The organism is Pseudomonas sp. St316 (assembly GCF_018325905.1).
GTDB lineage: Bacteria > Pseudomonadota > Gammaproteobacteria > Pseudomonadales > Pseudomonadaceae > Aquipseudomonas.
Map to the genome: position 1 here is coordinate 3,283,413 of NZ_AP021901.1, position 22,284 is coordinate 3,305,696.

The following is a 22,284-nucleotide window of genomic DNA, read 5'->3' on the forward strand; positions in this document are numbered from 1 at the left end:
TATCGGGTGGAGTTTGTCCAGGAAGCGATTGAACCAACCGGCTAACTGCCCCAGTTCATCACTGCCTTGATAGTCCAATCGTTTGGTGAGATCACCCTCACCGCTGGCGATGTCGCGAAGCATGTTGGCCACGCTCAGGATCGGCTTACTGACGCCGCGGGCGGTCAACCACAGCACAACCAGACCTAACAGCGCGACGCCGCCGGCAAGCCCTGTTTCCCAGAGCGCACCGGACAGGCTTCGCTCATCAAGTTCCTGGTGAAGCGCAAGCGCCGGTTCCAGCAAGATTGCGCGCGGAACCTCTATAACCAGCCCCCAAGGTTTCCCTTCAGGAGTCACCTTCAGCGGCTCCAGAATCCGTAGGCTCGTAAGCGTGTCCATGGCCTGGGATTTACCAGAGCTCAACATCGACAGTAGGTCAGCTCCATCCTCTTGGACGCTTTCCAATGTGCGACCGAGCGAACCCGGGTTATGGCTATCCCCAGCGACCAAACCGGCGGAGCTCACGATTCGCAATGTTCCCCTGCCCTCATAGAGTTTTTGGCTGCCATCCAGGCTGAGCTGCTGCAAGCGGCTCAAGCTGATATCCGCGCCAATGATTGCTACGACTTTGCCTTTTTCGATGACTGGAAAAGCAAGCGTGGTCATCAGTAAAGGCTGGCCAGACGTGTCGTCAAAATAAGGATTGAGCACGCATGGCCTGAGGGTCTGCTCTGGGCAGCTATACCAGGTGTTGAACGGGGTGCCATCCAACATAGGTGTGGTGTCCTCGATGATTTTCTCAGGCACCGCCATGTAACTGTCTGTCGAATCCTTTTGACTCCAGTAAGAAGCAAATCGACCTTTTTCATTACTGCCGGAGGTAGATTCATCCGTAAAGGGCGCGTCCTGGCCGTCCAGTGCATCAGGCGCAAAGACCACGTACAAGCTCAATAGCGAAGGATTGGCTTTAAGGCCATCATGCACCAGTTGATTCAGATCCTGGCGCAGCTCACGGGGATCGGCTCCATGCTTGGTTGCTTGCTCGCGAAGTTGTTGGACTTGGCGAGTAAACTGGTTGCCGTAATTATAGATGTCCGAAAAAAAGCGCTGAGTGGTCTCAGCTTGCTGTTCTCCACGGGCTTCCATGCGGGCACGGGCAGCCGCCTCAAGCATCTGCGAATTGGCTGATTTAACCAGTTCGAGACTGGTGTCCATGCGATACAGGGAGGTACCCACCAGCAGTACGACGGTACACAGCAGACAAAATCCCGCCAATAAAGTGATTTTCCACTTGATGGACACACGCGCGAAACGCATAGATACCTCCCCGTATCCGGGATATTTTTAGTGGGGCTAAATCCATCAAACAATGTGACTGCGCCCTGATTGATGTTTCTGCGCGAACAAAATCTCTTCAGCCTGTTCTTTTTTCAGACCCAAAGTAATCGCAGCACTCGCCCATCAGGGTAAGAGCCTCCTCGAACTCCAGAGCACGCCCCTCTCGCAAGAGGATGTTGGCCAAATGCCCCGCCACCCGCGCGGCGCCCAGGCTGGCTCCGGCCATGCCCTGCCCGGCCTGTTCAGGTGAATTACTCCAGGCGCCAAACAAGCGGGGGCCCAAGCGCGAGAGCTGCTCCCAATGACAACGAGCATCTCCGGTACCCCCGATCACACTCGCATAACCCGCTGGATAACAAGCGACACCGCGGGCCGGGCTGGCCGCAACGACCAGCATTTTCTCAGCACACGCGTTGTAGATAGCCTCGCGCAAAGGCGCACGATCCGCAGCAAGTCCCAGGCTCATGCAAACAATGTCCATTCGATGAGAAGAGGGTTGCGAGACGAACCAGTTGAGCGCCATGGCTACCTGAGCGGCAGTTGTTACCGGCCGCTCACGAAACACTTGCGCGTGGGTAATGATTGCCTCAGGGCAGCTATTGCGAATCACCTGCGCAACTATCGTTCCATGCCCCAGGCGATCGGGTATGCACGCCTCGATCCGCCCATCGGGAAGAAAAGCCAGAGAACCTCCGATTTCCATCAAGGGTCCTCCGCTGTCAATCACACCAATACGGACGGTCATTACTGAACCGTGAACAATCGCAAGGCTGAGTTGTTTGACATGTTCGCGTTGCCTGGCAGTTTCAACTCCCCCACCTTTTCCAGGGTGGCACCGTCATAAATAAGCAGATCGCCCCCAGCGCCACCAATCCAGACATATTTGTTATCGGAACTGATGGTGACGGAGTAAAACGTATGGGGAAGGCTTACTTGCTTGAGAGGTTTCCCGCGCTTTTCCAGATCGAACGACTGCAGCACGTTATAAACGGCATAAGCGCGTTTCTGGTCCGGACTGGCAGCCATTGAAAAATAAATAGTTTGGGTGGGCTCAATATCGTTCATGTGCAGCTTGCCCTTATTCAAATCAAGAGTAAGCAGCCCAGTTTGGAATGTTTCAGGGTTCGCAGGATCCTTATTGCGCAACTTGACATAGTACGGTGCGACCATGAGCTGAGAGTTGTCATACTGGTACCAGACATTCAGCATATCTGGAGGGAAATGATCCTTTTGCGACCATTTCTGGATAGGCATCTCCTCCAGTTGTTTTCCCGATTCAGCATCGAAGACATACATATCTTTGCCCAACGCATAAATCTTTTTCCCGTCAGTCGAGTACATCAACATCGTCACCTGGCGAGGGGCAGGCGCTGTAAACTTCAACGTCAAGGTCTCCGCATCGTATAACGCAATACGGGTGGGCTGAACTTTGAATTCGTTGCGCAATTGCTTCACGGGATTCTGATACACCGCGAGGGTCTTGCCGTCAGGCGAAAGATTCATGCCCCACGTTGCCCAGACACGCTCGTCGGCTTTGCTCATATCCAGTCGGAGCAGATTTTTGCCTGTCTCCATGTCCATCTTTATGACGCTTTGGCTTCCATTAGCCAAGACGTACACATATTTGGCGTCAGGGCTTACTGCGGAAACAATCGGCGTAGCGCCACTGTTTTCAACTACAAAGTCTTTCAGGATCTTGCGGTTGTCCATATCCACGATGAAAACTTTGTCAGGGTGCGCTACAACAGACAAAAAATCTTTAGCCACGGCAGGCGTGACGCCGCTCATTACACCGATTACCGACAGCACGGCGAAGCAGGTTGACTTTATCATTATTATTAGCCCTTGGATTCGGGGAATACGGAATTCAGATTGCGCCAATCTTGAGTTGGATCTGCAGTGTCCTTGCCCCATGTTGGGTAAGTAGACATCGTGTCTGGAACTTGTGCAGGCCACCAGCAAGGGTCGGAACATGCATACAAATCGGCTTCCATGGGCTGGCACAGGTTGGAAACGCCACCAAATCCATCGATTTCCCATCCCGGATCAAAAGAAGTCGAGCAGCCCACCAAGGCATTCATCGCTACAACTTCTTCCTCACGACCTTCGGCGTGTGCTTCAACAAAGGCCTTAGCCTTTGCATTGGCTGGAGTCAAATGTTTCATGGTTTGGCGCTCCGTGGTTCGATATGATTACGGAAAAAGCTTGGATTATTTTTCATTATTCGCACGTAAGATTCGATTCCGAAATCTACCCAGTCACGCAGCAAGTCACAGTAATGATAAACAGGCGCAAATGGATCACCTTGTTTTGCATAAGACTCGTGATAACACCCGCCCGCACAGATAGAGCGAATTCGGCACGTTTTACAACCGAAACTGCTTCGGTCTTGGGCGCCCTCAATGAACGCTGCCAACTTAGGCACATCGATACCGCGATCGACGTTGCCATAGGTCGGTTGATCTGACCCAACAAAACGATGACATAGATGCAGATCCCCATCCTTATCCACGGCCAGCAATCCCAAACCGGCACCACAAGGCACTACTTTTTTAGTGCCCTGTGCGATGTCCGTCAGCAGTTGGTGCATGTTTGAAAAGCCGATATTTTCGCCACGGCAAGCCGCCTCGACATACCGCCGCCCCAGGGTCTTCATGTCGTTGAAAACCTGCTTCAACGCATCGTTATCCAGATTGAAAGACGCAATGGGGCCCGAAGTCGCTGGCCCAAATCCAACTTCAGCAAAACCCAGATCATTCTTCAGGTGATGATGGATACCCAGGACGTCTGTCACTCCGCGGGTCAGTGTCACTCTCACCCCGACAGCCCGTGCGGTATAGCGGGAGAGCAACATCCGTACCTTGCGCGCCACCACGTCATAGGTTCCGTTGCCCCCCACCGTAATGCGGTTGGCATCATGCATCGCTTTCGGGCCGTCCATTGATACTGTCAGGCCAAAGCGATGTTCGTTGAGCCAATCGACCATGGGCTCCGTTAATAGCGTGCCGTTGGTGGTCAACGAAAAATCAATTTTCTTGCCCTCTTGCGCCGCACGGGCTTCGGCGTAAGGAACCATCTCGCGGATGAGTGCGTAGTTGGAAAGCGGCTCACCACCAAAAAAAACAAGATTCACCTGATCCCGATTTTTGGCCTGTTTGAGTAGCATCTCAAACGAGGCCTTGGCAATTTCAAAGCTCATCTTGACGCCCTTCGAGGGAGTCGTGAGATCTTCCTTGTAGCAGTAAGTACAGGAAAGATTGCAGCCGGTATTCACGTTCAGAACAATTGTTGAAAGTGGTATCTCGTCAACCTTGGCGATAACGCGAGGCGATTGCGCAATACCTGGCTCTCGCAGGATGTCCAGGTCGATAAAACTGCTAATACACTCTGCCAGGCTTTCCGGGGAATGCCGGGCACCAAGCTCGGTGCGCATCACCTCGCTGTCGACACTATCGAAGCGACTAAAAAGGTCGTATACGTCGCGACCAACCCCATCAAGCTCGAAAAGGCTGCTGCTGGGGACATGCATCATCATGGCATGACCATCCACATCGATCTGATGCGCGTTATGCCGAATAAGGGTAAGCGCTGTCATGGGAGCCTCAACGAATAGGAGTGTCGACGAAACGTTGGACGGTGACGTAGAGACGCGCCTCGCCCGGGAGAGATTTGCCGTTGTCATCGACGGTGGCGATCACCTTGAGATTGCCAAGGTTGTTAGTGGACATAGGTCGCTCAGGATTGAGACCGGCATCCGCGGGCATGAAGCGGCCGTTCTGTTCGATAGAGCCGGCGTACTTGACGTCCTGCATCTTCGCGGCCCCTTCGTCCCAGTTATCCACCGCCCAGGAAGCATCAAACGCCCCAACACGGATGTCGTCATCGGTTCCCAGTTTCCCGTCAGCGCCCTTGAGCATGCCTATTGCCTCAAACTGCGCGGGGACCTTTGCGATGGGACCACCATTGCCGCCAACTCGAGCGATCGTTTGTTCAGGCTCAACACGAACACCGTCGAGCTTGGAAAAAACCACCAATGGTGCTGTTGCCTTTCCGATACCGACCTTCACAGTGCCCAGAGCTTTTCCTGATGAAAGCTTCATCACGACTTTGTTATCACTCTGAGAAACAACGGTTCCTGTGACACCTTTTGGCAGAACCGGCTGACCTGACAGCCCCACACCGACAAGCGTGATCTCACTCTCTGCCCCGGATCTAAGATAAGACGGGCTGACAGAGAGAATCCGAGACGAGGCATTGGTGGGCATCGCGATCACGCGGCCGCCAATCACTTCATTTGATTTGTCGAACCAACGGCCAGTGAGTGACCCATCTGCATTAAGCGCAAAAACCTGCCGAATTTCCTGCTTACCGTCGCTTAACGTAGCGCGCCACTCACCTTCGCCCAAAAGCACTCCCCGCCCTTGGTACGTCGCTGAACCCGCTTTGCTCTCGAGTACCATGGAAACATCATAGCCCTCCTGCGCTGGCTTCAATGACAGCGTTCCGGAATAGTCGCCACGCCCTGGCTGATGACCCGTCACAATCCAGCTCTCGCCCAATTTGACGTTGACTGCTTTTGGCGCCTGACCAAGGGGATAGTTTTTCGCCAGGAATGGCAGGACTTCGCTATTCACATATGTCCACCAATCCCGATCACGCGCCATGGCCTGAAGCTCCAGCGTCGGGAATTGACCAAGGTGGAAGTTGAGCAACTTCTCCCAGTCCGCAGGCGTTCGACGTTGCAATGCGACTCGCGCATAGGAGTGACATCTGGAACAGGTTTCAGTCATCATCTGATTAGGTGCCACGTCTGTCGCTACAGGCTCCTTTTCCAAGACGTAACGACGTCCCTCGGTTTCCTTCACGCTCAGCCCGCGTGTCTGGGCTAGATATCTCACGACTGCGGTGCGGTCATCCTGGGTCAGCGGAACATGATGGTTACGCATCATCCGCACGACTGTCATATCCCAGGCCTCAGGGGTTTTACGCACGGCGTCTATACGCTCGAAACTTCCATCGGCAGCGATATGACAAGCGGCGCACATGGTATTTAGAACCTGCTCCCCTGTCTGAGCTACCGAAAACGGCGAGATGGCGAGCGCCAACACCGTACTACATGAGATGAACGCAAGACGACGGAGTGGTTTCATCGATCAGAATTCCTTTGGCTCTTCACAGGGGACAAAGCCCATGCTGGCGATTTTTTATAATGTTGACTTTAGTTATTGTTTTATCGCACTCCAAAGCCCGGGGTAGCCTCAGGGTGTCTTGCCACATAGATACATATTTCGTGCCATGCGGCGCAACGCACTGATTTATATATAAAAACACAGCTAAATCGTGGCGAGAGATCAAAGAAGTGATCTATTTCTGAACACGGTGTTCAATGCGTCTCACAGCGAGATACACGCCCGAAGAAACCATGGAACAACGTCTGTTCAATTGGCGGATCAGACCGCCTTTCCCCACCATGAAAGGAAATACAGGGAAGTCCGTCCGGTGGCCGAAGGATAGCCATGGCCAGGCTTTGAAAAGGGCTACATATCGGGTGGCACGGATCGAAACCGATAAAGCCTTAGAAGGTGCGTTAGCGCGAAGCCGCGTCATTCGCTATGATTGCGACATGACTCATGTGTGATCATTAAGCGCCGCACGAAGAAATAGGGGCTGAGATTAATTGCCCTCAGCCCTTGCTCCAACTAACTACTCCATCCTTAATTTACGATAAATAGTGCCGCGAGCCACGCCAAGCTGTTGCGCGGTTGCTTTCACATTGCCGCGATTAGCATCCAGCGCGTCTTGAATTTTCTTCCTTTCAAATTCTTTTAAGGACTTTTCATCTCGTTTGAATTCAGGCTGCACCAAACCTGGGAAGTGCTCAGGAAGAATCGCCAGCCCTTCGCCGGCCAACGCCACAGCCAGTCGAATAACTTGCTCCAGCTGCCTGATATTCCCGCGCCACTCTTGAGTTTTGAGGAGCTCCAATGCCGCAGGATGCATGGCGCCTCCTTGGTAGCGGTGAGTCAATTTGGCGATGATGTTGTCCATATCTTCCCGCTGGCGGAGCGCCGGAATATGAACCTGCATACCATTGAGGCGATAGAAAAGATCCTCTCTGAAACGCTGCTCCTGAATCAGCTTGTGGATGTCGCAGTGGGTAGCGCTGATAACCCTGACATCCACTGGATGTCGTTCTGAACTGCCGAGACGGGTGACCTCTCTCTCCTGCAGTACACGGAGCAGTCGGGTCTGAAGATTGAATGGCATATCCCCGATCTCATCAAGCAACAGGGTCCCCCCATTCGCCTCTTCGATACGACCTTTTGTGCCCCCTCGACGCGCCCCGGTAAATGTCCCCTCAACGTAACCGAACAACTCCGCCTCAATCAGATTTTCAGGTATCGCAGAACAATTTATGGCTATGAATGGAGCCCCGGGATTCAACGAGTCATGAAGTGCCCGGGCGAAAACTTCTTTCCCTGTGCCCGTTTCGCCTTGCAGGATGATCGGAATACTCGCAGCGAAGGCCTTCGAAGCCATGTTGAATTGCTGGTTAAGCGAAGGGTCGTGCCCGATTCCATCGGTAGCATGACGTCCACGAAGAGAAGGTTGGGAGCCACCAGGCAACGATAACGATTGGGCGTAAACCGAGGACCCATCGTTCAACGCTACCAGACTGGGTGAGTGTACAACTATAGACTGAGGTCCCCGCTCAAAAAAGCTATCCCAATCCAGTGAGGCTTCGACTAAAGCAGAAGCATCAATGCCTAATATTTTCTTTGCAACTTTATTGGCTGCACAGAATTTCCCGTTCTGATCGAAAGCGACCAAACCTTGAAAAGGCGTTCCGATCAACCTTGCATCAAACTGGAGTGCTACGATTCGGCAATCTACCAATTCTGAGTACAACCTACTTTCAATGGCCATGGCCGCGATTTTGAGCTGCTCTAAAACGGCAGTTGCATTGCGCTGGCCAATGCCGGTTATGTCGAGCGCCCCCACCAGTTCCCCGCGCACGCCAAAAACGGGTACAGATACACAGAAAAAATTTTCAAATTCTTTTAAATAATGCATACCTCCGCAGACAATAAACGGCTGCTGCTCATGAAGTGTGCAACTGGGTGCGGTGGTCCCGATGTCTACTTCATGGACACGCTTTCCCACTTTTAATGGGTCCACAATGTCCGACGCGGATGCATGCTTGGCATAGACAATTACGCCTTCGAGGTTTACGCAAAACAGTGCCCAGTCTTGCCCGCCAAATATTCCCCATAACCTGTCGATTTCAGGTTGAGCGCAAGCGGCTAAACGCGAATCTGAGCCACTCAACTCATGGGCGCGCCAACGTCCTGTCAGACGCTTATCCCAAGGTGATAGCCCTGCTTTCCTGGACCGTTCCCAAGAACTGGCCACAGCTGGAGGCAGCAAATCCGTCGGCAAGGAGTGTCCATCCAGAAAGCGACGCCGAACCTCATCAAGGCCATGCGTGTCTTTTATATTCATGTGCTGACCACTCATTACCTTTCGACATTCTGGTATGTTTTTATCATCAATAACGGCCGCTCGCATATAATTACATCGCATAAAAAAGCGCCCGTTCAGAACGGGCGCTTTCTCTTCATGATCTTGCAGTTATGTTCGATTCCGCTGCTTACAGGGCATAAGGAGTGGCTTCATCCTTGATGGTCACCCATTGCCATTGAGTGAACTCTTCCCAGTTCGCCGCTCCCCCCACGCTCGTCCCATTTCCAGACGCACCCCAGCCACCGAAAGGATTCACCACTTCGTCATTTACCGTCTGGTCATTGATGTGAAGCATGCCGGTGCGAAGCTTTTCACCGACTTTCATCGCCCGTCCAATGTTCGAGCTGATGATACCGGCAGCCAAGCCATATTCGGTGTCGTTAGCGAGTCGTACTGCCTCCTCATCAGAGTCAAAGGGCACGACAACGGCGACAGGTCCAAAAATTTCTTCACGGAATGCAGGATTATCCGGCTTGACATCGCTGAGCACCGTCGGCTGAAAGAAAAGCTCTTCGTAACGGCCACCGACTTCGAGCTTCGCACCGGCCTGCTGGGCCTCATGGACAATTTTAGCCACTTGATCGCGCTGGTGTGCATTAATGAGCGGCCCAAGCGAGACCTTTGTTGTTGCGGGGTTGCCGACCGAGAGCTTGCCGACTTTGGCGATCAGTGCTTTCAGGAAAGCGGGGTAAAGACTGCGCTGAACCAGGATGCGCCCAGTCGCCATGCAAATTTGCCCCTGGTGCAGAAATGTCCCCCATATGGCGTTGGCGACTGCTAGGTCCAGATTGGCGTCGTCCAGGATTATTAACGAGTTCTTCCCACCTAGTTCCAGCGACACCTTTTTCAGATTGCGGCCGGCCGCTTCGCCGACTTTCCGACCTGCGGCGGTCGATCCGGTAAACTGGATCATTGCCACATCGGGTGACTCCACCAGCGCGGCGCCCGCATCGCCCGCACCAGGCAAGACGTGAAGAACCCCCTTTGGCAGCCCTGCAAGCTCAAATAAGCGAGCAATGACCAACCCACCGCTAACGGCGGTTCGGGGGTCCGGCTTCAGTACGACACTGTTACCGACGGCCAAAGCAGGCGCCACCGAACGCATCGCGAGGTAAAGCGGAAAATTGAAAGGTGAGATGACCCCGACAACCCCAAGTGGACGGCGCCGGGCCAGGCTGAGGCGACCGGAGCCCGGTGCATTGGGCAGTACATCCCCCTGACTGTTTCCAGGCATCATGGCGCTTTCCTGCAACGCTTTTATCGTCACACGGGTTTCAAATGCAGCTTTCAACTGTGTCGAACCGCTTTCTTTAACCAACCATTCGACGATATCGCCAAAATGCAATTCTGCAATTTCCGCGGCTTTACGCATGATTGCGGCACGCTCTTCATAAGCGGTGAGAAACCAATCCGTTTGTACTTCATGAGCCACACGAGCAGCAGCTGAAACCGACGCAGCGTCCGCCATGCCTATGCGCCCCAACGACGCTCCCGTTGCAGGCTCTACTACATGACTTACATTAGGAGAAACGTTTATCCAGGCACCGTCGAAAACACAGTTACTCCAGAGCTCCTCCGGCAGAAATTTCGAAGTTTTATTCATGACGTTACCTATATGAATTATTTTTAGGGTAGTAGTGCTATGTCTGGAACTACTTCCGCAACAGCACAAGACGTGCCAATGCCATTTCAGGAATGCGCACTGAATAATGTGTTTAATGTTTGCACATCCTACGGAAAATAGTGTTCCACAATTGAACACCTGCTAGCGGTACGAGAGTGACTCTTGGGGTTCGACATAATGCCAACATCGACCCAAGAACAATCTGCTGGTTGGCGGTTGTTACTAAGTTAATTGCTAATGTTTAATTAACGGCCCTTTAGTCGATCGCTTACACTGAATCAGGCGGGCCTGTAGCCCTGCGACAACAGCCAGCTCCTGACCCCACGCCTCTGCGATTGCGTCAAGCCGGCAAGTACCTGCTCATGGGGTTCCGAGCGCAACCGTCGCACAAGCGGCGCCAGCTCGACCTCTTGCACGCGCCAGGCGCCCAACGGCTGATCCTTGGTGATCACCACCTCCGCCTCAACCACAAATCCATCCTGCAGCACGGGCGCCCGCTCAATCTTCAAAGCGGCGAAGTCCACTTCGGCATGAGCGGCCTCCGCGTCCGGCCACTGTCGACGAGCAAGCCAGAATGGTTGGTCTTGCCATCGCTGTTCGTCCAGGTAGAAATCCCGACCGATCCGCGCGAAGCGCATAAACAACTGCTCTACTCGCTGCTGGTGAAACCGCTGGGCCAGGGCCGCCCGTTCTGGTTTACACAGCAACGTATTGATCACCGTCGGCGCTTGCAGCGCTGACGATAATGATTGGAATATGCCGTTTCCCGAGAGCGGATCGACCGCCATCGCAGCATCGCCCACTCGTATCCAGTGACCGCCGCATACTTGGGGATTCAAAATTGCCGTACTGCTGCGTGCGTGCACTTGCATATCGATCTGAGGCTCCGGGCCAAAGAATGTTTGCGCAACAATCGAGTCCCGACGGCGCTCAAGACAATACTGGTGCAGATCTCTCTTATCAGGCAGATCGGCACTAGCGACATCCAGCGTCCACTGCCAATAACACTGACCATCGGCTCGCCGGGCCATCCATACCCAACCGTCCTTGAGACTTTCTATTGCACTGGCTGTGGCACCCGGCCGACCTTGCCATCGATTCAGCAAGCTGACCGTCTCCGGTCCACGTACTCCTTTACCAAGCGACGGTGCCTGACGTCCACGCGCCTCCACCAAGAAGTCCGTTTTCATTGCACCATGCCCTTCGACCTCAACTTTATGTCCCACCGTCGAGGTTTCTATGCTCAGCACACGCCCTTCTATCAACTCCACCCCCGCCAGACGCAAGTCTTCCCGGATCCCTTTATCGAAGGTCGGACGGTCCAATAAATACTCTATGTTCTGTGCATGATGCTGATCGTTCCACGCCACTTGCCGCTGTGAAGGCAATGTCGCGTCTCCCAAGGCGTGATGGAATCCCGCACTGTGCAACGCCTCGAGCACACGAATCGAGACGCCCTCCAGTGCTGCAAATCTTCGCCACTCGCTGACCACCGAGACCGGATAGCCTAACCGCCGCAACCCAAGAGCGACCGCCGCTCCAGCGGGCCCGGCACCGAGTATGAGTATTCTTGTGCCGGTCATCTATAAGGCCTCTCGCGCCATACAAGTGAACGGATACAAGGAAACTGCGTGAAGCATCATGCCGACCCTCAAATCAGATTTCGTATTGGGCCGATTTGGGCCTCAGCACGCCGTCAAGCAGCTCAAAATATAGATCTGCGTTGGCCAGCGTTGAAGGGCGATGACTGATCAAGATTCGCGTGCGCCCGGAAAACAATCGATCAATGGCTTCGATGACTTCACGTTCGGTGGCCTCATCTACCGCAGATGTCGCTTCGTCCATGACCAGAATCATCGGATCCTGGAGCAGTGCCCGAGCGATCGCTATGCGTTGTTTTTGTCCGCCAGACAACTGTTGACCACGCTCACCCAAAGGGCTGTCGAGCCCCTCGGGGAGCGACGCGATCAAACTCTCCAGCTGCGCGAGTTGAGCCACTGCGGTTATGGCTTCACGACTGGCATCGGGCACGGCGTAAGCCAGGTTGTCAGCGAGACTGCCACGGAACAAGACGATGTCTTGACTGACCACGGCAATCCGTTGCCGTAGCTCAAACAGGTCCAGCTCTCGCACATCGACTTCTCCCAGCAGCACCCGCCCAACTTGTGGATCGAGATGCCGCTGAAGAAGGTCTATCAACGTCGACTTACCAACGCCGGAGCCGCCGCTCAGCGCAACTTTCGCGCCATAAGGAATGCGAGCATCGACACCGCGCAATGTGCTGAGGCGACCGGGATGGGAGAAGTGAACGTCATCGAAACGCAGGTCCCCGTGAGTGGGCATGGGCTTGGGTAATACGGGACTGATGACAGCAGGCTTCTCACCGCGTAGCTCCATGACCCGCCCGAGACTGACCGTCATCCTTTGTATCGCAACATAAAGACCCAGCAGGCTCTGGACTGGCCCTACCGCCATCCCCAGATAGGTGGAAAACGCAATCAGCGCTCCGAGTTGCCAGGTTCCTTGCACAACCCAGTAGCCGCCCAGTAGAAAAGCGCAGGCACGCGCCAACGACGTCAAAGTCCCAGGCACCGCCTGAGTGAAGAACTCCGTAATCTGCAACTTCAGCAACTGGTGCATATAGCCCTGTCCCAAGGCTTCCAATCGACGGGACTCTCTTTTTTGCTGACCGGCTGACTGAATGAATTTCATGACTGGCAACGTCTCGACCATGAACGACGACACGTCCGCTGAACACTCACGCAACCGGCGGACATCGCGCTCGACCTTGCGACGCATCCAGCGCAACCACAGTATGTCGAGAGGAATCAACACTAGGACCAGCAACGAAAGCTTCCACGACAGCGTGACCAACATCGCGACTGCAAAGAGCAACCCGATCACACTCGATACAGCCGAAAACAATGAATCCACGGCGAAGCGCTGAATTTCCGCGACGTCACCATCCAGCCGTGACATCAAATCACCAATGCGTCGCTGGGCATAAAAGCCCGGCGACAAGGTCTGCAGGTGTCGATAAAGGTCGTCACGTAGCGAAAACAGAATCCGCCCGGACAAGCGTGTGTGCAGGTACCGATTTACCCCTGAAAGAGCTGTTCCCAATAGGCCAGTGATTATCATCAGGCTTGCGATTGTTAACAGCTTTGGAAAGTCACGTGCCAGCAAACCATCATCGATCAGCAGTTTCGTTAACCACGGTTGCAGCAACACTAAAAGCGAGGCGCAAATCGATAAGCCGAGCAGCCCGACGATCGCTAGTCGATGCGGGCGTACAAAGCTATAAAGCCAACGCAACGCAGCCATCAAAGATTCTGGATGTTGACTGTCGATCAGCCGGGAAATCAGCCGTTGCATCGAACAGCTCCACACGGCACAAAGATTTTTATTTTTCTCATGATCAATCCCCGCGCGAACGTCGTATGTAGATCTGCGCCTTGAACATCCGGTACACATCACGTCGCCTGCAATTTATGAACCAATCTGGAAATCGATTGGTGTGTGCACTCGCTTACTATGCTCCTTAGCCCTCCCCTCGCCTAATACCAGTTGACCTCCCAATGATTAAGGGCGCCAACCTCAACAAGCTCAAGCCGAGCTCATGCTAAGCGCGCTACCTTGACCGCCATAAATATTGGCAGGCCGCGAGGAATGATTCAGTAAGGATCATGGCCACCGTTGAACCGGCCACCGAGATGCCTGATTCCGCTGCCCGACTGAGTTATGGAGAACACACGTGTTCAGGAACTGAACACATTCCGTTGATTACGCCGCCTGAAGTTCCGACCGTCACGGTTGAGCCTCAATACGTTTCACAGGGTGAGTCTTGAAAAAGTCATAGTTTGTTTGCGCTTGCTTGGTTTTCTTGAGTTGCGCTGAGGCCGCTCAAGAGCCCGAAGCCGTATTCAACCGTAGCTGTGTGATGTGCCACAGCGGCCAACTCCCGGCCCCCCCACCGCCGTTGCCGCCATGACCCCGAGCGTCACCCCGGCATATCATGGATTTCAGCAAGGGGTACGGGAATACCCGAAGGGCAGGCTCAGAGGTGCAATGCAACCCCAGCCGTGGCGCCTTGCGCGGGCGTCTCCACGCGCACACGCAGGGCAATCAGCAGCGCCGCGAGGAACATCAGTACGGCGGCGGCGACGAATACGCCGGCGATGCCGCTGAAACTGAACATCAGGCCACCCCCGGCAGCGCCAGCGGCGATCGCCGACTGCACCGAAGCGACGACCATCCCGCCAGCACTTTCGGCCTGGTCCGGCACCGCCCGGGCGACCCAGTTCGACCACGCCACCGGTACGCCGCCGAAGGCCATGCCCCAGACAGCCAACAACACGGCCTGTCCTGGTACGGAGGCCGGTAACAGGACCAGGCCCAGGGCTGCAAGGCCCACCAGCGTGGGCATCAGGACCAGTACGCCCTTCGGACTGCGCTCAAGCAGCCAACCGCTCAGTAAGGTGCCGATGAAGTTCGCCACGCCGAAACCGAGCAGCATCAGCGACAAGCCCAGCGGATCGACACCGGTGGTACTTTCCAGGAACGGCCGGATATAGGTGAACAAGGCAAAATGGCCGCTGTGCACCAAGACGCAACCCAGCATGCTCAAGGCGATGCCCGGGCGTCGCAAGACCTCGAACACGGTCCGCAGGCGTGCAGGCTGCCGGGGTGCCAGCGGCGGCAAAGTGAGCGACTGGAACACCAGCGTCACCGTGCCCACCGCCGCTGCCGCGATGAATGCACTGCGCCAGCCGTAAAGCTCACCCAGGTAACTGCCCAGGGGGACCGCCACTACAGTGCCTACCGCGATGCCACTGAAAATGATGGACAGCGCCCGCGGCAACAGCGCTGCCGGCACCAGGCGCATCGCCACGGCTGCCGCCATGCTCCAGAAACCACCCAAGGCGATCCCCAGCAGGATCCGCATCACCAGCAGCAACGTCAGGCTCGAGGAAAAGGCGACCAGCAGGTTGGACACGATCATCAACATCGAGAACCCCAGCAGCACCCAGCGCCGGTCGATGGAACGGGTCAGGCCCGGCACGAGCAAGCCGGCGAACAAGGCCACCACCGCCGTCACGGTGACCGCCTGTCCGGCGAGCGCCTCCGATACGCCAAGTTGAATCGCCATCGGTGTCAGCAGGCTGGCCGGCAGGTACTCGGCCGTCAGCAATCCGAATACCCCCATGGCCAGGGAGAACACCGCCATCCAGGCCGGTGATGTCGGCGCCTCGTCCAGCGCCGCGCGGTTGTTGTCGAACTCGGCGTCACACACGCATTTAGTCATTGCAGATCTCCACATTTCATCGCAAGCCGCAGTCTAGGCGCGTGAAAATGGATGATCTATGATGCACTGTCTCTGTTTTTTGACCGAAACCCCGGAAGCCCCATGACCGATCCCCTCTTCCTTTCTTCCGACCTCATCGACGAGTTGCTACGCGGCATGCGTCTGAGCGGCGTGCAGTACCGCCGTATCCAGACCGGCGCCGACTTCGGCCTGGGCTTCGCGGCCAAGCCCGGCCACGCATGGTTCCATTTCATTGCGGTCGGCAGCGCGGTATTGCGGATGGAGGATGGGACTTGCTTCGCCTTGTCGGCGGGCAATGCCGTGTTCATTTCCCATGGCGCCGCCCATCAGTTGCTTTCCGATGTCGACGTGTCCGTCCAGGACATCGACAGCCTGGACGCCGCCTCGCTCGGGGACACCGTCAGCGCAGTGGACGTCGGCACCGGGTCGGATAGCCCGTCCTCCACGATCATCTTCAATAGCTGCATGGCGTTCGAGCTGGGCAGTATTCAAGGCCTGAGCAAACTGATGCCGGGTTTGATGGTGATCGATGCCGGGGGCCAACGTTATCCAGGACTGGTGCCGATACTGGCGACCATGGAACGCGAGGTCAGCGCCGCTCGCATTGGCTTTGCCGGCATCCTCGCACGGCTGGCCGATGTGGTGACCGCGATGGTGGTTCGCGGATGGGTCGAATGCGCCTGTGGCAACGCCTCGGGGCTGGTGGCGGCCTTGCGCGATCCGCGCCTGGCCCGCGCACTGCTGGCCCTGCACCAGGACCCGGGGCGCGATTGGACCGTCGCGCAACTGGCTGAGCAATGCAATACCTCGCGCTCGGCGTTCGCCGAGCGCTTCCAGGCCACACTGGGCATCGCACCGTTGCGATATGCCACGCAGCTGCGAATGAGGCTGGCGAGCCAATGGCTGACGCTTGAGCGACTTCCAATCGAGGAAGTGGCCCAGCGGCTGGGGTATACGTCGCAGGCGGCGTTCAGCCGGGCGTTCAAGCGGATCACCGGGCAGCCGCCCGGAATGAGTCGTCAAGGGCGGCGGCTTGCAAGGGCTTGAGACGGTTAATGCCTCACTTATTGCCTGCCACCCCGCTGCATTGATCGCGTCTCAAGCAGGCGCTTGATCCTGCTTGATATGCACCACAACCTTGCCTTTCGCCCGCCCCTGGGCCAGGTAATCCAGGGCCACCTTGGCCTGGTCGAAAGGGAAGACTTTATCGATCACCGGCTTGACGTGACCGGCCCTGATCAAGTTGCCGATTTCGTTGAGCTGCCCGCCCAATGGCCGGCTTCGTCCGCAGGATAATGATTGCGTTCGAACTCTAAAAGTGTCAAGTTTCTGATGTCGATCGACATCAACGTATACTGCCGGCTGCGAACAAGCGCTTGGAGAAGCGATGAAAGTCAGTAAAAGTCAGGCACAGGCCAACCGTGCGCACATTGTGGAAACCGCGTCTGCGCTCTTCAAGGAACACGGCTACGATGGCATCGGCATCGCTGATCTGATGGCGACGGCCGGCTTCACGCAAGGCGGGTTCTACAAGAACTTCGCCTCCAAAGCCGCGCTCATGGCAGAGGCCGCGACGTGTGGCATTGGCCAGTCGACTGCACGTGCAATTGACTTGTCCCCGGAAGAAGCCATCAAGCGCTATCTCAAGCGCGAGCACCGCGATCAACGGGCAACCGGCTGCACATTGGCCGCATTGTGTAGCGATGCCGCCCGCAAGGACGACGAAGTCAGGGCTGCATTTGCCGCAGGCATCGAAAGCCAGCTTGCCGGCTTGATGGACGGCGCGTCCGAGGCAGGTGATCAGCAAGCCCAGCCCGCCCGGGCAGAGTACCTTGTGATCATGGCGCAGCTACTGGGTGCCATTGTTCTTTCACGTGCCTGTCCGGACGATTCGCCGTTGGCCGATGAAATTCTCGCAGCGTGTCGCCACTCGCTTCTAGGAGCAGTTGCGCCATCGCAGGGCAATAGTGTGTCCGATCAAACGCAACCCTAGTCGTTATTCAGGAGCTACGATGCGCTACACATCCTTCGGCCAAACCGGCCTTCAGCTGTCAGAATTAGCCTTAGGCACCGGCAACTTCGGTACAGGTTGGGGCCACGGCGCCGACCGTGACATGTGCGAAGCCATGCTGGGCCACTACCTTGAGGCCGGCGGTAATGTGATTGATACGGCGGACATCTACCAGTTCGGGCAGTCGGAAACCTTGCTCGGCGATTTGCTGGGTGCACGCCGCAACGAGGTGATCCTGGCCTCGAAATTCACTCGCGGGGACTCCCCCGAGGCCGGACCGCTGGCGACCGGAAACAGCCGTCGGGCCATGATCGCTTCACTGGAAGCCAGCCTCCGCCGACTGAAGACCGACAGGATCGATCTGTATTGGGTGCACTACCCCGACAACGTCACGCCGTCCGAGGAACTACTGCGTGGGCTGGAGGATCTGTCCCGATCCGGGAAGATCCTGTACGTCGGGTTGTCCAACTTCCCCGCATGGCGCCTGGCCCGCATCGCGACCATGGCTGAACTGGACCGTTCGGTGCCGATCGCCGCCGCGCAATTCGAGCACAGCCTGGTGCGCCGAGAGTGCGAGACGGATCTGCTGCCAGCGTGCCGCGCGCTGGGGATAGGCGCGATGACCTGGTCTCCCCTGGGCGGTGGCATGTTGACGGGTAAATATCGAAAAGGTGAATCAGGCCGAGCCGAAGGTTTTGGTGGGAAGGTTTTCCAAGCGGAAAACACTCCTCAGCGCAGCGCGATTCTGGACACCGTCACGGCGACAGCCAACGAACTGGGCGCTACGGCGGACCAGGTAGCCATCGCCTGGTCCCGCTCCCACGGAACGACCCCGCTCATCGGCCCGCGATCGCTGGAGCAATTGAAAACCAATTTGAAAGCAGTCGAACTGACGCTTTCTGCCGAGCAACTGCAACGATTGGACGAAGTCAGCCGGTTGGCAGGTATGCCGGTCGAGCGCACTACCCTCCCTCCAGTGGCCTGAATACTTGGCCCTGCCGGACAGTATCGGGTCCCCAGGTCGTAGCAGACTCGTGGGCCCGATGGGGCTTTGAGACCTAAAGGCGACGCGCAGCTTTAATCGCCATTCTCAAAAAAACCACGCGCAGCTCACAGAATTTTCATCGGATTTGGCCAACCCTGCAGTGGCTGGCAAAGAGCCAGCTCCCACAAGGCGTACGTGGCACGCCACTGGAGCCAAAACATGAATCTGAGATCCCTCAATATCGCGCGCAGAGCTGCATTCTGCTTTGGTGCCATCACCCTGCTGTTGATCGGGCTGGGAGGGTTCTCCTACGTCCAGATCGGCCACTTGCGCGCCGCAGAACAAGACATAGAAGAAAAATCACTGCCCAGCATTCAAGTGGTCGATGACATTCAGATCGCGCTTCTACATGCCCGCCTCGAGAGCATCAGAATGCTGGCCAGCACCGATCCCTCGGTCAAGAGCGCATCGCAGGCCAAAGTACGAGAAGCCATGGAGACCTTGCAGTCTCGCAGCGAATTCTATCGGCAGAACCTGATTACAAGCGATAAGGATCGCGCGCAACTTGATGACGCGCACACGGCGATGAACACCTACATCGATGGGTTGAAGCAAGTTATCGCGATGGACGCTACCGAACATGACAAGGCCGTAGCCTTTGCCAACTCTGAACAGGCAAACCGCGCCAGCGCCTATCAGGAAAAGCTCACGGCCATGCGCGAGCTGAATAAAAAAGAGACAGAGACGTCGGGGGCCATTGCAACCGCCGTGTATGACCACAGCGTCAACATTCTGATGATCGTCGTGGTCGTGGCGCTGATGCTCACGGTTTTCCTCGCTATCGCCTTGACCCGTAGCATTGTCGACCCGATCAATACCTCGCTGAAACTGGCTGAAGACATCGCCGAAGGCGATCTGACCCGCCAGTTGGAGGTGACCGGAAAGGATGAGGCCTCCCGCCTGATGCAGGCGCTCAACATCATGTCGCAGAAGCTGCGGCGCACGGTCCTGGAAATCGCCGGTGCGTCCACTCAACTGAGCACGGCTGCCGTCGAAATGACCTCCATCACTGAAGACGCCGGCCGCACCTTGCAACAGCAGAACAGCGAGATCGAGCAAGCCGCGACGGCAGTCAACGAGATGAGTGCAGCGGTTGAAGAAGTGGCACGCAACGCGACGTCAACCTCCCAGGCCGCCCAACAATCGAGCCTGTCGGCAGACCTGGGCAATGAACGCGTCACTGAAACCCTGGCGGCCATGCGCAACTTGACGAGCCTGGTGGAAGGTTCATCCGCACAAGTCCTGGCGCTGGCCGGCCAGGCCCAGGACATCAGCAAAGTGCTGAGCGTCATCCGGGGCATTGCCGAGCAGACCAATCTCCTGGCCCTCAATGCGGCAATCGAAGCGGCGCGGGCCGGCGAACAAGGTCGAGGTTTTGCCGTGGTCGCCGACGAAGTCCGCGCCTTGGCGCATCGTACGCAAACGTCGACCCAGGAAATCGAGCAGATGATCTCGGCGATACAGGCAGGCTCCTCTGCCACGGTAGCGTCGATGCACAAAAGCACCCAGGAGGTGCACAGCACCCGAAAAACCGCAGAAGACGCCGGGCAGTCCCTGCAACAAATCACCCATGCCGTGCTGGAGATCAATGAGCGCAACCTGCAAATCGCGACGGCGTCCGAGCAACAGGCGCATGTGGCCCGGGACGTTGACCGAAGCCTGGTCAGCATTCGCGACCTGGCAATGCAAAGCAGCGAGGGAACCCGTCAAACGCTCATTGCCAGCAACGAGCTGTCGCACCTGGCGGTGAACCTGAACAACCTGGTGCTGCGATTCAAGACGTGACCAGGTGACGTTTGGCATGTGAGCACCTAAGCTCCCTGGCACGTAACGCTCAAGGGATTGCCCATGTCATTTGATTTGCACCACCTGCTACTGGTCTTCACCGTCTACATCGTCGGTGCGGCCAGCCCCGGCCCGAGCAACATGCGGATCATGGGCGTGGCGATGCATCAGGGCAGGCAACCTGCGCTGATGCTCGCGGCCGGCGTCATCAGTGGTTCTTTTTTCTGGGGATCGATGGCCGCCATCGGTGTGTCGGCCATTCTGGCCCAGTACGCGCAGGCACTCTTCGCGCTCAAGGTAGTCGGTGGCCTTTACCTGCTATTCCTGGCCTTCAAGGCTGGGCGCTCTGCCCTGACGCCTGATGCGCGCCTTGAAAAGGAGCTGGCGGCAGCGCCAACCTTATCAGGCTTGGACCTCTATCGACGCGGCTTGCTGATGCACCTGACAAACCCCAAGGCCCTGCTGGGGTGGATGGCGACGATGACGCTAGGGTTGGGGCCGCAAGCAACCCCTGGAACGGTGGCGCTCATCCTGGCGGGTTGTGCCGTGTTGAGCATCACCATTTTCTGCGGGTATGCCATCGTTTTCTCCACGGCTGCGATGACTCAGGGGTATCGCAGGGCGCGCCGATGGATCGAAGGCACCCTGGCGCTGGTATTTGGCGCCGCAGGTTTGAAGCTGTTGTTTTCGCGCCCTTGATCCAAGACCCGCGCTGCGCATCGTAGTGAACGGGTTGGGCACGGCATCCTTGCCAGCCCTCCCCACTCAGGCCACTTGCAATCCCGCCGCCTGCGCAACCTGCAACCGCCAGTTTTCCGCTTCCTGCCAGTCATTACCAAACGACCAGGTTGTCCAGCCAGGCGTACCGGAGCCGATCTGAAACTGAATCTGCAAGGTAAAGGTGTGGTAGTTCGTACTGGTTGTGTGGGTGGTGGAGTTGGAAGTGCCTCTGCCGATTTCGCTGCCAAAGTGCGTTCTGTTGACCTGCCGCTCACTGTGGTTGGTGTGGGTGTTGGAGGTGTGGACGGTCTGGACTTTCTCATCCACCCGCACTTGGCGGACCACCCGCGGCGCGTCGATCAGTGCATGCTGGTAGCCGGACTCTTCGGCGTAGAGATAGAGCACCGCGGTCTCCGGAAACAGCCCGAGCATGTTCTCCCCGCGGGAGATCCAGCGATAGGGCCCCAGGGCCTGTTCGGCGAGGAAGTCCGTGCATTCCTTGTGCAGCACGACACCGACGTTGTCTTGAACGCGCTTGAGTTCGCGGCGTTCCTTGCGCCAGAACAAGGTCAGTGGCAGGCTGAAAACCCAGGTTGCGCACCAGAGCAGTCCGGCGAAAATCGGGCCGCCGATGTAGTGCCCCTGGGCCACCCATTTGATCAGGAAGTACCCGCAGACCAGTCCCTGGACGATCATGAACGGCTTGATGAACACGTGCTTGCGCTGCGCCAGCCGTGCTTGGGCGGGCGGTATCAGCTGGCGGGCCTGCTCGACGCTGGGGGACAGTGGGAAGTGGGTGACTTCAGGGCGGGTTGCGATTTCGCCATGGGACATGTGAAGGGGTTCCTGTGACTGCCGTGTCAGTGCCGGAGCGGCGTAGAGCGCGCACTATAGCGGTTGCCGGGCGGGCTGCCCATGCACCGGCAATC

Annotated in this window: 17 protein-coding genes and 1 pseudogene; 5 read left to right on the forward strand and 13 right to left on the reverse strand. The window is 56.6% G+C overall.

All coding sequences use genetic code 11. The annotated features are described in order from the left end of the window. Positions 1–18: 18 nt before the first annotated feature. The 11 genes and pseudogenes from KI237_RS31005 to KI237_RS14825 form a co-directional block, all read right to left on the reverse strand. Positions 19–1,299: pseudogene (locus KI237_RS31005) on the reverse strand (PDC sensor domain-containing protein); the annotation flags it as partial. Between the two features lie 97 nt (positions 1,300–1,396). Then, positions 1,397–2,065: a subtilisin-like serine protease QhpE gene (qhpE, locus tag KI237_RS14780; RefSeq protein WP_212800449.1), complete on the reverse strand. Its 669-nt coding sequence runs from the start codon at positions 2,063–2,065 to the stop codon at positions 1,397–1,399. Next, a complete protein-coding gene (gene peaD / locus KI237_RS14785) occupies positions 2,065–3,153 on the reverse strand; it encodes a quinohemoprotein amine dehydrogenase subunit beta (RefSeq protein ID WP_212800450.1) in 1,089 nt (362 codons plus the stop codon). Before peaD ends, qhpE begins: the two co-directional genes overlap by 1 nt. Before the next feature lie 5 nt (positions 3,154–3,158). Then, positions 3,159–3,485, reverse strand: a complete 327-nt coding sequence (gene qhpC, locus KI237_RS14790) for a quinohemoprotein amine dehydrogenase subunit gamma (protein ID WP_011334374.1) — start codon at positions 3,483–3,485, stop codon at positions 3,159–3,161. Next, positions 3,482–4,915 (reverse strand): quinohemoprotein amine dehydrogenase maturation protein, encoded by a 1,434-nt coding sequence (peaB, locus tag KI237_RS14795; RefSeq protein ID WP_212800451.1) that lies wholly within the window; start codon positions 4,913–4,915, stop codon positions 3,482–3,484. The genes qhpC and peaB overlap by 4 nt, the downstream gene beginning before the upstream one ends. 7 nt (positions 4,916–4,922) lie before the next feature. After that, on the reverse strand, positions 4,923–6,470 hold the full coding sequence (gene peaA / locus KI237_RS14800; protein ID WP_212800452.1) for a quinohemoprotein amine dehydrogenase subunit alpha: 1,548 nt from the start codon (positions 6,468–6,470) through the stop codon (positions 4,923–4,925). Positions 6,471–7,023: 553 nt separating this feature from the next. Further along, positions 7,024–8,823: a sigma-54-dependent Fis family transcriptional regulator gene (locus KI237_RS14805; RefSeq protein WP_212800453.1), complete on the reverse strand. Its 1,800-nt coding sequence runs from the start codon at positions 8,821–8,823 to the stop codon at positions 7,024–7,026. Between the two features lie 148 nt (positions 8,824–8,971). Further along, entirely contained in the window at positions 8,972–10,447 is a 1,476-nt protein-coding gene (locus tag KI237_RS14810) for a benzaldehyde dehydrogenase (protein WP_212800454.1), read from the reverse strand. Between the two features lie 299 nt (positions 10,448–10,746). After that, positions 10,747–12,051 carry a flavin-dependent monooxygenase QhpG gene (gene qhpG / locus KI237_RS14815; protein ID WP_212800455.1) on the reverse strand — a complete coding sequence of 435 codons (1,305 nt, stop codon included), beginning with the start codon at positions 12,049–12,051 and terminating at the stop codon, positions 10,747–10,749. Positions 12,052–12,124: 73 nt separating this feature from the next. Further along, positions 12,125–13,843, reverse strand: coding sequence for an ABC transporter ATP-binding protein (locus KI237_RS14820; protein WP_212800456.1), 1,719 nt, complete (start codon positions 13,841–13,843; stop codon positions 12,125–12,127). A gap of 682 nt (positions 13,844–14,525) precedes the next feature. Beyond that, positions 14,526–15,773 carry an MFS transporter gene (locus KI237_RS14825; protein ID WP_212800457.1) on the reverse strand — a complete coding sequence of 416 codons (1,248 nt, stop codon included), beginning with the start codon at positions 15,771–15,773 and terminating at the stop codon, positions 14,526–14,528. 102 nt (positions 15,774–15,875) lie between these two features. Between KI237_RS14825 and KI237_RS14830 the strand changes: the two genes are divergently transcribed. After that, a complete protein-coding gene (locus KI237_RS14830) occupies positions 15,876–16,841 on the forward strand; it encodes an AraC family transcriptional regulator (protein ID WP_249410736.1) in 966 nt (321 codons plus the stop codon). A gap of 51 nt (positions 16,842–16,892) precedes the next feature. Here KI237_RS14830 and KI237_RS30745 read toward each other — a convergent pair whose 3' ends face one another. Further along, positions 16,893–17,192: a zinc-binding dehydrogenase gene (locus KI237_RS30745; protein WP_212800610.1), complete on the reverse strand. Its 300-nt coding sequence runs from the start codon at positions 17,190–17,192 to the stop codon at positions 16,893–16,895. Here KI237_RS30745 and KI237_RS14840 point away from each other — a divergent pair. The 4 genes from KI237_RS14840 to KI237_RS14855 all read left to right on the forward strand — a co-directional run bounded on the left by KI237_RS14840 (position 17,182) and on the right by KI237_RS14855 (position 21,334). Further along, positions 17,182–17,787, forward strand: coding sequence for a TetR/AcrR family transcriptional regulator (locus KI237_RS14840; RefSeq protein WP_212800459.1), 606 nt, complete (start codon positions 17,182–17,184; stop codon positions 17,785–17,787). The genes KI237_RS30745 and KI237_RS14840 overlap by 11 nt on opposite strands. 19 nt (positions 17,788–17,806) lie before the next feature. Then, complete coding sequence (locus KI237_RS14845) at positions 17,807–18,790, forward strand: aldo/keto reductase (RefSeq protein WP_212800460.1); 984 nt, start codon at positions 17,807–17,809, stop codon at positions 18,788–18,790. 219 nt (positions 18,791–19,009) lie between these two features. Beyond that, on the forward strand, positions 19,010–20,635 hold the full coding sequence (locus tag KI237_RS14850; RefSeq protein WP_212800461.1) for a methyl-accepting chemotaxis protein: 1,626 nt from the start codon (positions 19,010–19,012) through the stop codon (positions 20,633–20,635). Between the two features lie 63 nt (positions 20,636–20,698). Further along, positions 20,699–21,334 carry a LysE family translocator gene (locus tag KI237_RS14855; protein WP_212800462.1) on the forward strand — a complete coding sequence of 212 codons (636 nt, stop codon included), beginning with the start codon at positions 20,699–20,701 and terminating at the stop codon, positions 21,332–21,334. A gap of 66 nt (positions 21,335–21,400) precedes the next feature. Here KI237_RS14855 and KI237_RS14860 read toward each other — a convergent pair whose 3' ends face one another. Then, positions 21,401–22,189: a hypothetical protein gene (locus tag KI237_RS14860; protein ID WP_212800463.1), complete on the reverse strand. Its 789-nt coding sequence runs from the start codon at positions 22,187–22,189 to the stop codon at positions 21,401–21,403. Positions 22,190–22,284: the final 95 nt, after the last annotated feature.